Raw genomic sequence first — 12,844 nt, 5'->3', positions numbered from 1 at the left:
GCATCAAGCTGAAGCTGAAAGGGCTGAGTCCTGTGATGTACAGAACTCAGCCCTTAGCGGCCTAGCCCAAAACTGTCCAACTTTGCGGGGTCAGTTCATTGCGGACGCAGGCTTTTTTGTTTTGCGTTCGGGCGCGAGGCAGCGTCAATCGGCGCAATCGGAAAGCCTCATTGCACAGGTCATCAAAAGTCGTTATAGTTTTTGAATGAACTTTTTCACGTTCCCCTTCTCGTTGTTTCCGGCTAGTGCGTCGCTACGCGCACTATCGCTGCTAGCGCGCCTACCGCGCTGATCCTTCACGCCTCCCGTCTGCTCGTCCATTCAGGTTTTCGACGCCAGCGGTGGCGCGAACACCCGAATTCCCTTTTGAGTTTCGTCTCGATATCTCCAACAATCGATAAATCTCCCCACAGGAGCCCAACATGGCAGCAGACAAGTTGATCATCTTCGACACGACCTTGCGCGATGGCGAGCAGTCCCCCGGCGCGTCGATGACGAAGGAAGAGAAGATCCGCATCGCGAAGCAACTGGAACGCATGAAGGTCGACGTGATCGAGGCGGGCTTCGCGGCCAGCTCGAACGGCGACTTCGACGCGATCCACACCATCGCGGGGCTCGTGAAGGACAGCACGGTCTGCTCGCTCGCCCGCGCGAACGACAAGGACATCCAGCGCGCCGCCGATGCGCTCAAGCCCGCCGGCCAGTTCCGTATCCACACGTTCATCGCGACGTCGGCGCTGCACATGGAGAAGAAGCTGCGCATGACGCCGGAGCAGGTCTACGACCAGGCGCGCCTCGCGGTGCGTTTCGCGCGCAAGTTCACGGATGATGTCGAATTCTCGCCGGAAGACGGCAGCCGCTCGGATATCGATTATCTCTGCCGCGTGCTCGAAGCCGTGATCGACGAAGGCGCGCGCACCATCAATATCGCGGATACGGTCGGCTACGGCGTGCCGGAGCTCTACGGCAATCTCGTCAAGACGCTGCGCGAGCGCGTGCCGAACTCCGACAAGGCGATCTGGTCGGTGCATTGCCACGACGACCTCGGCATGGCGGTCGCGAATTCGCTCGCGGGCGTGCAGATCGGCGGCGCGCGTCAGGTCGAATGCACGATCAACGGTCTGGGCGAGCGCGCGGGCAATACGTCGCTCGAAGAAATCGTGATGTCGGTGAAGACGCGCAAGGATTACTTCGGCCTCGATCTGGGCATCGACACGACGCAGATCGTGCCGACCTCGAAGCTCGTCTCGCAGATCACCGGTTTCGTCGTGCAGCCGAACAAGGCGGTCGTCGGGGCGAATGCGTTCGCGCACGCTTCGGGCATCCATCAGGACGGCGTGCTGAAGGCGCGCGACACCTACGAAATCATGCGCGCGGAAGACGTGGGCTGGAGCGCGAACAAGATCGTGCTCGGCAAGCTGTCGGGCCGAAATGCGTTCAAGCAGCGTCTGGAAGAACTGGGCGTGACGCTCGAATCCGAAGCCGATGTGAACGCGGCATTCGCGCGCTTCAAGGATCTCGCTGACCGCAAGGCCGAAATCTTCGACGAAGACATCATGCAGATCGTCTCCGAGGAATCCGCCGAGGCGCAGGCGAAAGAGCACTTCCGCTTCGTGTCGATGAAGCAGCATTCGGAAACCGGCGAGCAGCCGCAAGCGAAGGTCGTGTTCGCGGTGGAAGGCACCGAAGTCACGGGCGAAGCGCGCGGCAACGGTCCGGTCGATGCGACGCTGCACGCGATCGAATCAAAGGTCGAGAGCGGCGCGGAGCTCGTGCTGTATTCGGTCAACGCGATCACGACCGGCACGCAGGCGCAGGGCGAAGTCACCGTGCGTCTGTCGAAGAGCGGTCGCATCGTGAACGGCGTGGGCACGGATCCGGACATCGTCGCGGCGTCGGCGAAGGCGTACATCGCCGCGTTGAACAAGCTGCATTCGAAGGTCGAAAAGCTCAATCCGCAGCTTTGATTCGATCGGTCGAAACGCAAAAAAGCCCTCTTCGCGAGGGCTTTTTACATGGCGTCGATGCGCTCAGAACAGATTGCGCCGATCCGGATCGTGCAACGGATCGGGCGTTTTCTGCGTCATGCGCAAGATGCCCTGCTCGTCGAAATAGAAGTTGTACATCAGATACCAGATGTTCGCCTCCATGTAGCGATAGGTCCAGACTTCGCGCTTCATCAGCGGAAAGTACGACGTCTCCACGGGCCGCCCGAAGTTCACGAGCACGTCCTGCCTCGTCCAGGTGCCGATCTGCGCCTTGTAGAACTCGTTTTCGTCGAGCACTTGCCGAACATTGACGATCTTGCCGGAAGCGTCGATATCGGCGGCGGTGGTGAATTCGCCGAGCGGTTGCGTCGGCCACATCAGGCGCTTGCCGCCATTGGGCAGATCGTAGATTTCGCGCGGCGGGCCGAGGCGGGCGGTGATCGTCGAGGCATCCGCGCCAGCCTGATAGTTCTGCCACGGCTGCGCGCAGGCGGACAGAAGGAGCGCGACCCCGGCGCATGTCAGCGATGCGCGCATGCGGTTGAGTATGTGCAGCATTGAAGCCTCCACGTGCTTGCTCCTCGCGGCGGCGAGCAGCGTTTGTTCGATGTTTCCCGTGATTTTGACATGCGCGCGCGGCAAAGCATTCTCCGATACGTCGCGGCATTCAAGCCGATGTGTCGGCAATCGCGACTTGCGCGGGGCGCGCGCTGCAGCCTATGATCCGCGCTTTCGGCGGATCGGCGGAAACTCATGAAGAACGGAACCAGCGCGCGCGCGATGCAATGGCTGCGCATCGCGGCATCGGCGTGTCTTGCCTTGTCCATGACGGCGCGGGCGGCCGAATTGCCACCCATCAAGCTCGCGCTGATCGAAGGCATGTCCGGCCCGTTCGCGAACGCCGGCGCAATGGTCGAGCGCAATCTGCGTTTCGGCGTCGAGCGCGTGAACGCGCAAGGCGGCGTGAAGCTCGCGGACGGCGCGCATCCGCTGCAACTCGTCGTGCTCGATGGCAAGGGCAGCAGCGAGGCGAGTCTCGTGCAGCTGCGTGCGGCGATCGACGAGAAGATCGGCTTCGTCATGCAGGGCAATAGTTCGGCGGTGGCGGCGGCGCTCGTAGCGGCTGTCGACCGCCAAAACGCTCGCGAGCCGGATCGCCGCGTGCTGTTCCTCAATTATTCCGCCGACGATCCCGCGCTCACCAACGACGCGTGCAGTTTCTGGCATTTCCGCTTCGACGCGCACGCCGGCATGCGGATGGATGCCCTCGCCGATGCGCTGAAAGACGATCGCGCGGTGAAGAAGGTCTATCTGCTCAATCAGGATTACAGCTTCGGCCACGACGTGAGCCGCGAGGCACAGCGCGCGCTCAGGGAGCGGCGCCCGGACATCGCGATCGCGGGCGACGAATTTCATCCGATCGGGCGCGTGAAGGATTTCGCGCCTTACATCGCGAAAATCCGCGCGAGTGGAGCGGACGCGGTGATCACCGGAAACTGGGGCAACGATCTGACGCTTCTCGTCAAAGCCGCGCGCGAGCAGGGGCTCGACACGAAGTTCTACACGTTCTACGGCAACAGTCTGGGCGCTCCGGCCGCGCTCGGCGATGCCGGCGTGAAGCGCGTGATCGCCGTGGCGGACTGGCATCCGAATGCGGGCAGCGCTGCGTCGGACGCGTACTATCGCGCGTTCAGAGCCCGCTATCCTGCCGCCGCGGACGATTACCTTGTTGCGCGTATGCCGCTGATGGTAGAAATGCTCGCCGCCGCGATGACGCGCGCAAAAAGCGCGGACCCGCTCGCGGTGGCGCGCACGCTCGAAGGCATGAAGTTCGACGGCGAAGGCTTCCACCCGATGACCGTGCGTGCCGAAGATCATCAGGTGATCCAGCCCCTTTACGTCATGGAAATGGACAAGGCGGGAACGAAAGGCGTCGCGCTCGATAACGAAGGCTCGGGCTACGGCTTCCGCACGCTTCTGAGCGTCCCCGCCGACAAGACCGCGCAACCGACGACGTGCCGCATGTCGCGCCCGCCGCGCTAAGGCGCCGATTCGCCCCGCGCAGAAGTGCTTCGGCGAGACATTGCACTGTGCTATACTTTGCGCTTCGTTTTCGGCGCATTGCCGGAAACGATTCATTTTTTGTAAATCCACGGCACGGCCTTTCTTCCGTGACCGCCTGTTTGTATCAAAGGAAAAGCAAATGTCCGTAGCAGAAATCAAGAAATCCGACATCGTCGCTGAATACGCACGCGGCGCAAACGACACCGGTTCTCCCGAAGTGCAAGTCGCACTGCTGACGAGCCGCATCAACGAACTCACCGTCCACTTCAAGTCGCACTCGAAGGATCACCACAGCCGCCGCGGTCTGCTGCGCATGGTGAGCCGTCGTCGTAAGCTGCTCGACTACCTGAAGGGCAAGGACGCGGATCGTTATCGCTCGCTGATCGAAAAGCTGGGTCTGCGCAAGTAATTGGCGCCAAGCGTGGCTTTGCGGCCAACGTCCTAATGAAGTGCCTGTGTCAGTCCGCTGATACAGGCACTTTGTTTTTGTGCGTTTCGGTCGCGAAGTGGTGCCCGATCGTGTTTTCGGCAATCGGCGCCCGTAGTTGCCACGCAGTCGGAAGTTTCGGCAGTTCATAAGCTTTATCCCGGATGAGTCCATCCGGTCCGACACTCGGTCCAGCCTCGCAGCGGAGCTTTGTGTCATTCCAGCGCGACGACGTTCATCGAAACGCATCGCGCTGGAATGGCATAACACACCTCTCAAGCGTGGCTCCGGACCTTCCCGCACGCGCCAGTCGACCGGCGCGGCGCAAACGTAGAAGGAGTCGAAATGTTCAATAAGATCGTCAAAGAGTTCAAGTGGGGACAGCACAACGTCCGCCTCGAAACGGGTGAAATCGCCCGTCAGGCGAGCGGCGCGGTGATCGTCGATGTCGAAGATACCGTCGTGCTCGCAACCGTCGTCGGCGCGAAGACCGCCAAGCCGGGCCAGGACTTCTTCCCGCTGACCGTCGACTACCTCGAAAAGACCTATGCCGCCGGCAAGATCCCGGGCGGCTTCTTCCGCCGCGAAGGCCGTCCGTCCGAAGGCGAAACGCTGATTTCGCGTCTGATCGACCGCCCGCTGCGTCCGCTGTTCCCGGAAGGCTTCTATAACGAAGTTCAGGTCGTGATCCACGTCCTGTCGCTGAACCCGGATGTCCCGGCCGACATTCCGGCGCTGATCGGCGCGTCCGCCGCGCTCGCCGTGTCGGGACTGCCGTTCAACGGTCCGGTCGGCGCGGCACGTGTCGCGTACATCAACAACGAGTACGTGCTGAACCCGACGCGCCCGCAGATGAAGGAATCGGCGCTCGATCTGGTCGTCGCGGGCACGGAGCGCGCGGTGCTGATGGTCGAATCGGAAGCGCAGCAGCTCTCCGAAGAAGTGATGCTCGGCGCGGTCGTTTTCGGCCACGAGCAGATGCAGACCGCCATCGACGCGATCCATGAACTCGTGCGCGAAGGCGGCAAGCCCGAGTGGGACTGGCAGCCGGCGCCGAAGAACGAAGCGCTCATCGCGCGCGTCACGGAAATCGCCAAGCCGGAACTCGAAGCGGCTTATCAGTTGCGCAACAAGCAGGCGCGCTCGGCCAAGCTGAAGGAAGTCTACGCGGCGACGTCGGCGAAGCTGGCGGAAGAAGCCGCGACGGGCGGCACGGTCGCGGCCGATGCGGCGACGGTCGGCAACGTCCTGTTCGATATCGAAGCGAAGATCGTCCGCACGCAGATCCTGAACGGCGAGCCGCGCATCGACGGCCGCGACACGCGCACCGTCCGTCCGATCGAAATTCGTACGGGCGTATTGCCGCGCACGCACGGCTCGGCGCTCTTCACGCGCGGCGAAACGCAGGCGCTCGTCGTCGCGACGCTCGGCACGAAGGGCGATGAGCAAAGCATCGACGCACTCGAAGGCGAATACCGCGAGCGCTTCATGCTTCACTACAACATGCCGCCGTTCGCGACGGGCGAAACCGGCCGCGTCGGTTCGCCGAAGCGCCGCGAAATCGGCCACGGCCGTCTGGCGAAGCGCGCGCTGGTCGCGTGCCTGCCTAGCGCCGACGAGTTCGGCTATTCGATTCGCGTCGTGTCGGAAATCACTGAATCGAACGGTTCGTCGTCGATGGCTTCCGTCTGCGGCGGCTGCCTCGCGCTGATGGACGCCGGCGTGCCGATGAAGGCGCACGTCGCGGGCATCGCGATGGGCCTGATCCTCGAAGGCAACAAGTTCGCGGTTCTGACCGACATCCTCGGCGACGAAGATCACCTCGGCGACATGGACTTCAAGGTGGCCGGCACGTCGCAGGGCGTCACGGCGCTGCAGATGGACATCAAGATCCAGGGCATCACGAAGGAAATCATGCAGGTCGCGCTGGCGCAGGCCAAGGAAGGCCGCATGCACATCCTCGGCAAGATGACCGCCGCCGTTCCGACGACGAACACGGAACTGTCGGACTACGCGCCGCGCATGATCACCATCAAGATCAATCCGGAGAAGATCCGCGACGTGATCGGCAAGGGCGGTTCCGTGATCCGCGCGCTGACGGAAGAAACCGGCACGACCATCGACATTTCGGACGACGGCGTCGTGACGATCGCGAGCACGAGCGCGGAAGGCATGGCCGACGCGAAGAAACGCATCGAGAACATCACGGCGGAAGTGGAAGTCGGCCAGGTCTACGAAGGCCCGGTGCTCAAGCTGCTCGATTTCGGCGCGATCGTGAACATTCTGCCGGGCAAGGACGGTCTGCTGCACATCTCTGAGATCGTCAACGAGCGCGTGAAGGACATCAACGACTATCTGAAGGAAGGCCAGATCGTGAAGGTCAAGGTCATCCAGACGGACGAAAAGGGTCGTGTGCGTCTGTCGGCGAAGGCGCTTCTGAACGAAGGCGCGCAGCAGGCAGAACCGACGCACCCGCAGCAGTAATGCGGTAATGTGTAGACGGCCGGCCGCTTCAGCGAGCCGGCCGTTTTCATGTATGACGCTTGGGACGCTATGCATTGTCCGACGCGTCATCGGACTCGATGGCAGTGTGTGGAGCGCGGATTGCTTCGAGGCGCGCGCAGTGCCATCCGGTTCGGATGCACACTAACTCTGGGCGGCACAGGGAGAGCATATGAAGGCCATCGAAATCACTGAGTTCGGCGCACCCGAAGTTCTCAAACTCGGCGAGCGTCCGACGCCTGCGCCGGGCAAGTGCGAGGTGTTGATCAAGGTGGCCGCTTCCGGCGTCAACCGGCCGGACGTGTTCCAGCGCAAGGGCGCTTATGCGCCGCCGCCGGGCGCGTCGGATCTCCCGGGGCTGGAGGTTGCCGGTGAAATCGTCGATGGCGATTTCGATCCGAAGCACAACCCGTTCGGTCTGAAAAAAGGCGATCGCGTGTGCGCGCTGCTCGCGGGCGGCGGATACGCCGAATACGCGGTGGCCCCGCTCGAACAGTGTCTGCCGGTGCCGAAGGGTCTGTCGGACATCGAGGCGGCATCCTTGCCGGAGACGTTCTTCACGGTGTGGAGCAACGTGTTCGAACGCGGTCAGTTGGGCGCGGGCGAGAACGGCGAGGAAGAAACGCTGCTCGTGCAGGGCGGGTCGAGCGGCATCGGCGTGACGGCGATTCAGATCGCCAAAGCGCTCGGCTTTCGCGTGTTCGCCACGGCCGGCACCGATGAAAAGTGCCGCGCGTGCGAAGCGCTCGGCGCGGAGCGGGCGATCAACTACAAGACGGAAGATTTCGTCGAAGTAGTGAAGTCGCTGACGAACGATCGCGGCGTCGACGTCATTCTGGATATGGTCGCTGGCGACTATCTTCAGCGCGAGCTCAAGGCGCTTGCCGACGGCGGGCGCATCTGCGTGATCGCGCTGCTCGGCGGCGCGAAGGCGGAGATCAACCTGAACGACGTGCTGCGCCGGCGTCTCGTCATCACGGGCTCGACGCTGCGTCCGCGTCCCGTCGCATTCAAGGCGAAGCTCGCGGCGAAGCTGAAGGAGCGCGTCTGGCCGGAAATCGAGGCGGGGCGCATCAAGCCGGTGATCCATCAGGTGTTCCCGGCGCGCGATGCAGCCGCCGCGCACGCACTGATGGAAAGCAGTACGCACGTCGGCAAGATCGTGCTCGACTGGCGCGACGACGCGTGAAATTCGCCGGCAGCGAGCGTTTCATGTTGCGGCTCGCTTTTGATGGTTTGACCGGTTTCGTCGTAACACAGTAAAATCGCCTGTTTTGCAGGCAGTTTGCGGTTCGTAGCGGTTCATTCTTATAACAGGGCGGCTGACCACGTGCATGCAACAAGCCGCCACCGACTGACGAGACATATGTCCAGAGAACGAGCGAAACTGGTGGTGGGCAACTGGAAGATGCACGGCCGCATCGGAGAAAATGCGACCTTGCTGATCGAGGTCGCCGCGGGCGCATCGGCTTTGCAGAAGGGCGTGAGCGTCGGCGTGTGCGTGCCGTGTCCGTATCTCGCGCAATCGCAAGCGCTGCTCAGCGGCTCGGTGGTGCGCTGGGGCATTCAGGACGTGTCGGCGCATACGGGCGGTGCGTTCACCGGCGAAGTCGCGGCCGAGATGGCGGCGGACTTCGGCGTCACGTACGCGATCGTCGGGCATTCGGAGCGACGCGCGTATCATCGCGAAAGTCCGGAACTCGTCGCGTCGAAAGCGCAGCGCGCGATCGAAGCGGGCCTTACGCCGATCGTCTGTGTCGGCGAGACGCTGGAAGAACGTGAGGCGGGCACGACGGAGCGGATCATCGGCACGCAGCTCGAAGCCGTGTTGCAGGCGCTCACGGAAGAGCAGGCGGCGGGCATCGTGGTCGCGTACGAACCGGTCTGGGCGATCGGTACGGGCAAGACCGCGCGGCCGGGGCAGGCGCAGGATGTTCATGCGTTTCTGCGTCACAAGCTGCTGGAGAAGGGCGCAACGGTTGCGAACGTGCCGCTCTTATATGGCGGCAGCGTGAAGCCGGAAAACGCGGAAGAGCTGTTCGGGCAGAAAGACATCGACGGCGGGCTGATTGGCGGCGCGTCGCTGAAGTCGAAAGATTTTCTGGCGATCTGCCGGGCGGCGCAAACCGTGACGCATTGAGCGTCGAACGGCGAGCGGGCAGGGCAGGCGAAAGAGCATAGTGCGACACGAAGGTGTCACGGAAACATCAGGAATCGGGTGAGTTGAAATGCTGTATTTGAAGACATTGATTATCGTCGTTCAGTTGCTGTCGGCGTTGGGTGTAATCGGCCTCGTGCTGCTCCAGCACGGCAAGGGCGCGGACATGGGCGCGGCGTTCGGCAGCGGCGCATCGGGCAGTCTGTTTGGTGCGACGGGTTCGGCCAACTTCCTGTCGCGTACCACGGCCATTCTCGCCGCGATCTTCTTCGTGACGACGCTGGCGCTGACCTATCTCGGAAGCTATAAGCCGCAGACGTCCGCGGGTGTGTTGGGCGGTGCGGCTCCTGTGCCGGCATCGGCTCCGGCCGTGGCCGCATCAGGAGCGTCTGCGCCTGTGTCGGCACCGGTTGCATCGTCGGCGCCGGGTGCTGACGTGCCCAAATAACGACGGAACAGATTTTTCGCGGATTTTGCATTTTGTGCGTTGAACAATTCCAAGGGCCCAGTTATAATTCAAGTCTTGAAGCGATTCGCGGCAATTAAGAAGTAGTTTTCCCGGATTGCAGTACAGTGCCGACGTGGTGAAATTGGTAGACACGCTATCTTGAGGGGGTAGTGGCGAAAGCTGTGCGAGTTCGAGTCTCGCCGTCGGCACCAAAGTTATCCAATGCCAGCCGCTTGCATCGCTTCGGCTGGCATTGTCACTTCTGGAGTACGCTTACGTTTTTGCGGCGGCATCGACAACATCAAAGCGGTTGTCACGTTGTGCTGATATCGTGAGCGGTCCCAAGTGATACTCCTGCCGGGTGGTCCGTCCCGGCTGAAGCGCCCCAATCAATTACAGGCCACATCTACCGATCTGAGGATAGCCTTGAACCTCGCACCCTATTACCCCGTCTTCTTGTTTCTTCTGGTGGGCCTTGGTTTAGGTATAGCGTTGGTCAGCATTGGCAAGATCCTCGGTCCCAACAAGCCCGACACGGAAAAAAACGCGCCGTACGAGTGCGGCTTCGAAGCGTTCGAAGACGCGCGTATGAAGTTCGATGTGCGTTACTATCTCGTCGCGATTCTTTTCATCATTTTCGACCTTGAGACGGCGTTCCTGTTCCCGTGGGGTGTTTCCCTGCGCGATATCGGCTGGCCTGGTTTCATCGCGATGATGATTTTTCTGCTCGAATTTTTGCTCGGTTTCGCCTACATCTGGAGAAAGGGCGGACTCGACTGGGAATGACAGTTAGATCACCGGATTTATGGGCGGCTTTGGCTGGCTGCTCATCTGGAGTGGAAAACAAATGAGTATCGAAGGGGTCTTGAAGGAAGGCTTTGTCACCACCACGGCTGACAAGCTCATCAACTGGACGCGCACCGGCTCCCTGTGGCCGATGACGTTCGGTCTCGCATGCTGCGCGGTCGAGATGATGCACGCGGGCGCCGCCCGTTACGACCTGGACCGTTTCGGCGTGGTGTTCCGCCCGAGCCCGCGCCAGTCGGACGTGATGATCGTAGCCGGCACGCTCTGCAACAAAATGGCGCCCGCGCTTCGTAAGGTGTACGACCAGATGGCCGAGCCGCGCTGGGTCATCTCGATGGGCTCGTGCGCGAACGGCGGCGGCTATTATCACTATTCGTATTCCGTCGTGCGCGGCTGCGACCGGATCGTCCCGGTCGACGTCTACGTTCCCGGTTGTCCTCCGACCGCCGAGGCGCTGGTCTACGGCGTGATCCAGTTGCAGGCGAAGATTCGCCGCACCAACACCATCGCCCGTCAGTAAGGGCCTGAGTCTCCCCAAACTATGGCAAGCAAACTCGAGACCCTCAAAGCGAACCTCGAGACGGCGTTTGGCGGCCGTCTCCAGAGCATTACCGAGTCGCTGGGTCAGGTGACGGTCGTCGTCAAGGCGGCCGACTATCTGGACGTCTGCAAGCAGTTGCGCGATGACCCGTCGCTGCGCTTCGAGCAGCTCATGGACCTCTCCGGCGTCGATTATTCGACGTATGGCGACGGCGTCTACGACGGTCCGCGTTTCGCGGCAGTCAGTCATCTTCTCTCGATCACGCACAACTGGCGCGTGCGCGTGCGCGTATTCGCTCCGGACGACGAAGTGCCCATCGTGGCTTCGGTGGTCGATATCTGGACGTCGGCGAACTGGTACGAGCGCGAAGCGTTCGACCTCTATGGCATCGTATTCGAAGGCCATCCCGATCTGCGCCGCATTCTCACGGACTATGGTTTCATCGGCCATCCGTTCCGCAAGGACTTCCCGATTTCCGGCTACGTCGAAATGCGCTACGACCCGGAAGAGAAGCGCGTGGTGTACCAGCCCGTGACGATCGAACCGCGCGAAATCACGCCGCGCGTGATTCGCGAAGATCGCTATGGCGGTCTGAAACATTAAGAGAACGCCATGGCAGAGATCAAGAATTACACGCTGAACTTTGGCCCGCAGCACCCGGCAGCGCACGGCGTGCTGCGCCTCGTGCTGGAACTCGACGGCGAAGTGATCCAGCGCGCCGACCCGCACATCGGTCTGCTGCATCGCGCGACCGAGAAGCTCGCCGAGACCAAGACCTTCCTGCAGTCCGTGCCGTACATGGACCGTCTCGACTATGTGTCGATGATGGTCAACGAGCACGGCTACGTGCTCGCTATCGAGAAGCTGCTCGGCATCGACGTGCCGATCCGCGCGAAATACATCCGTGTGCTGTTCGACGAAATCACGCGCGTGCTGAACCATCTGATGTGGATCGGCTCGCACGCGCTCGACGTCGGCGCGATGGCGGTCTTCCTTTACGCGTTCCGCGAGCGCGAAGATCTGATGGACGTCTACGAGGCGGTGTCGGGTGCGCGCATGCACGCGGCGTACTATCGTCCGGGCGGCGTCTATCGCGATCTGCCGGACGCGATGCCGCAATACAAGGCGTCGAAGATCCGCAACGCGAAGGCGCTCGACAAGATGAACGAGAACCGTCAGGGCTCGTTGCTCGACTTCATCGAGGACTTCTTCAATCGTTTCCCGGGCTGTGTCGACGAGTACGAAACGCTGCTCACCGACAACCGCATCTGGAAGCAGCGTCTCGTGGGCATCGGCGTGGTGAGCCCGGAGCGCGCGTTGCAGATGGGCTTGAGCGGCGCGATGCTGCGCGGCTCGGGCATCGAGTGGGACTTGCGCAAGAAGCAGCCGTACGAAGTGTACGATCAGCTCGACTTCGACATCCCCGTCGGCGTGAACGGCGACTGCTACGACCGCTATCTGGTGCGCGTGGAAGAAATGCGCCAGTCGACGCGCATCGCCAAACAGTGCATTGCGTGGCTGCGCAAGAATCCTGGCCCTGTGATGGTCGATAATCACAAGGTTGCACCGCCGTCGCGCGTCGGCATGAAGAGCAACATGGAAGAGTTGATTCATCATTTCAAGCTCTTTACCGAAGGCTTCCATGTGCCGGAAGGCGAAACGTACGCTGCGGTCGAGCATCCGAAGGGCGAGTTCGGCATCTACCTGATCTCGGATGGCGCGAACAAGCCGTATCGCCTGAAGATTCGCGCGCCGGGCTATGCACACCTCGCAGCGCTCGATGAAATGGCGCGAGGCCACATGATCGCCGACGCAGTGACGATCATCGGTACGCAAGACATCGTGTTCGGCGAGATCGATCGCTGATTCATCGGCGCCTGCGCGGTCGGCTCGCCGAGCCGCTGCGCAA

Annotated in this window: 13 protein-coding genes and 1 tRNA gene; 13 read left to right on the top strand and 1 reads right to left on the bottom strand. The window is 61.9% G+C overall.

Going from position 1 to position 12,844, the window contains the following annotated elements; translation table 11 throughout:
• Both QCE49_RS08240 and QCE49_RS08235 read left to right on the top strand, forming a co-directional pair.
• Positions 1-205, top strand: a 205-nt coding sequence (locus QCE49_RS08240; RefSeq protein ID WP_309805883.1) for a hypothetical protein, incomplete at its 5' end; no start/stop codon positions are given.
• A 217-nt stretch (positions 206-422) separates the two neighbouring features.
• Positions 423-1,967 (top strand): 2-isopropylmalate synthase, encoded by a 1,545-nt coding sequence (locus tag QCE49_RS08235; protein ID WP_008341793.1) that lies wholly within the window; start codon positions 423-425, stop codon positions 1,965-1,967.
• Between the two features lie 63 nt (positions 1,968-2,030).
• Here the strand turns inward: QCE49_RS08235 and QCE49_RS08230 are convergent, their stop codons facing one another.
• Entirely contained in the window at positions 2,031-2,546 is a 516-nt protein-coding gene (locus QCE49_RS08230) for a hypothetical protein (RefSeq protein ID WP_033535784.1), read from the bottom strand.
• Positions 2,547-2,741: 195 nt separating this feature from the next.
• Between QCE49_RS08230 and QCE49_RS08225 the strand changes: the two genes are divergently transcribed.
• The 11 genes from QCE49_RS08225 to QCE49_RS08175 all read left to right on the top strand — a co-directional run bounded on the left by QCE49_RS08225 (position 2,742) and on the right by QCE49_RS08175 (position 12,801).
• Positions 2,742-4,031 (top strand): branched-chain amino acid ABC transporter substrate-binding protein, encoded by a 1,290-nt coding sequence (locus QCE49_RS08225; RefSeq protein WP_250434886.1) that lies wholly within the window; start codon positions 2,742-2,744, stop codon positions 4,029-4,031.
• Positions 4,032-4,191: 160 nt separating this feature from the next.
• Positions 4,192-4,461, top strand: a complete 270-nt coding sequence (gene rpsO, locus QCE49_RS08220) for a 30S ribosomal protein S15 (protein WP_008341789.1) — start codon at positions 4,192-4,194, stop codon at positions 4,459-4,461.
• Between the two features lie 363 nt (positions 4,462-4,824).
• The gene (pnp, locus tag QCE49_RS08215; RefSeq protein ID WP_008341788.1) at positions 4,825-6,963 is read left to right on the top strand and encodes a polyribonucleotide nucleotidyltransferase; all 2,139 of its coding nucleotides are present in this window, start codon (positions 4,825-4,827) and stop codon (positions 6,961-6,963) included.
• A gap of 190 nt (positions 6,964-7,153) precedes the next feature.
• Positions 7,154-8,170 (top strand): NAD(P)H-quinone oxidoreductase, encoded by a 1,017-nt coding sequence (locus tag QCE49_RS08210; RefSeq protein WP_034473898.1) that lies wholly within the window; start codon positions 7,154-7,156, stop codon positions 8,168-8,170.
• Between the two features lie 177 nt (positions 8,171-8,347).
• Positions 8,348-9,121 carry a triose-phosphate isomerase gene (gene tpiA, locus QCE49_RS08205; protein WP_008341786.1) on the top strand — a complete coding sequence of 258 codons (774 nt, stop codon included), beginning with the start codon at positions 8,348-8,350 and terminating at the stop codon, positions 9,119-9,121.
• A gap of 88 nt (positions 9,122-9,209) precedes the next feature.
• A complete protein-coding gene (secG, locus tag QCE49_RS08200) occupies positions 9,210-9,587 on the top strand; it encodes a preprotein translocase subunit SecG (RefSeq protein ID WP_175983176.1) in 378 nt (125 codons plus the stop codon).
• 127 nt (positions 9,588-9,714) lie between these two features.
• A tRNA-Leu gene (locus QCE49_RS08195) sits at positions 9,715-9,799 on the top strand.
• Positions 9,800-10,013: 214 nt separating this feature from the next.
• Positions 10,014-10,373, top strand: a complete 360-nt coding sequence (locus tag QCE49_RS08190) for an NADH-quinone oxidoreductase subunit A (protein WP_008341784.1) — start codon at positions 10,014-10,016, stop codon at positions 10,371-10,373.
• Positions 10,374-10,434: 61 nt separating this feature from the next.
• Positions 10,435-10,914, top strand: coding sequence for an NADH-quinone oxidoreductase subunit B family protein (locus QCE49_RS08185; RefSeq protein ID WP_006052903.1), 480 nt, complete (start codon positions 10,435-10,437; stop codon positions 10,912-10,914).
• A 21-nt stretch (positions 10,915-10,935) separates the two neighbouring features.
• Positions 10,936-11,538: an NADH-quinone oxidoreductase subunit C gene (locus tag QCE49_RS08180; protein WP_008341743.1), complete on the top strand. Its 603-nt coding sequence runs from the start codon at positions 10,936-10,938 to the stop codon at positions 11,536-11,538.
• Positions 11,539-11,547: 9 nt separating this feature from the next.
• Positions 11,548-12,801 carry an NADH-quinone oxidoreductase subunit D gene (locus QCE49_RS08175; RefSeq protein ID WP_008341742.1) on the top strand — a complete coding sequence of 418 codons (1,254 nt, stop codon included), beginning with the start codon at positions 11,548-11,550 and terminating at the stop codon, positions 12,799-12,801.
• Positions 12,802-12,844: the final 43 nt, after the last annotated feature.

Origin of the sequence: Caballeronia sp. LZ008 (assembly GCF_031451435.1) — a bacterium.
GTDB classification, from domain to species: Bacteria; Pseudomonadota; Gammaproteobacteria; order Burkholderiales; family Burkholderiaceae; genus Caballeronia; species Caballeronia zhejiangensis.
This window is presented reverse-complemented; position numbering and strand designations above follow the sequence as displayed.

Bases quoted from the DNA above. Each gene is read 5' to 3' on its own strand.
- QCE49_RS08235 (WP_008341793.1), top strand. From the start codon at position 423: ATGGCAGCAGACAAGTTGATCATCTTCGACACGACCTTGCGCGATGGC.
- QCE49_RS08230 (WP_033535784.1), bottom strand. From the start codon at position 2,546: ATGCTGCACATACTCAACCGCATGCGCGCATCGCTGACATGCGCCGGG.
- QCE49_RS08225 (WP_250434886.1), top strand. From the start codon at position 2,742: ATGAAGAACGGAACCAGCGCGCGCGCGATGCAATGGCTGCGCATCGCG.
- rpsO (WP_008341789.1), top strand. From the start codon at position 4,192: ATGTCCGTAGCAGAAATCAAGAAATCCGACATCGTCGCTGAATACGCA.
- pnp (WP_008341788.1), top strand. From the start codon at position 4,825: ATGTTCAATAAGATCGTCAAAGAGTTCAAGTGGGGACAGCACAACGTC.
- QCE49_RS08210 (WP_034473898.1), top strand. From the start codon at position 7,154: ATGAAGGCCATCGAAATCACTGAGTTCGGCGCACCCGAAGTTCTCAAA.
- tpiA (WP_008341786.1), top strand. From the start codon at position 8,348: ATGTCCAGAGAACGAGCGAAACTGGTGGTGGGCAACTGGAAGATGCAC.
- secG (WP_175983176.1), top strand. From the start codon at position 9,210: ATGCTGTATTTGAAGACATTGATTATCGTCGTTCAGTTGCTGTCGGCG.
- QCE49_RS08185 (WP_006052903.1), top strand. From the start codon at position 10,435: ATGAGTATCGAAGGGGTCTTGAAGGAAGGCTTTGTCACCACCACGGCT.
- QCE49_RS08180 (WP_008341743.1), top strand. From the start codon at position 10,936: ATGGCAAGCAAACTCGAGACCCTCAAAGCGAACCTCGAGACGGCGTTT.
- QCE49_RS08175 (WP_008341742.1), top strand. From the start codon at position 11,548: ATGGCAGAGATCAAGAATTACACGCTGAACTTTGGCCCGCAGCACCCG.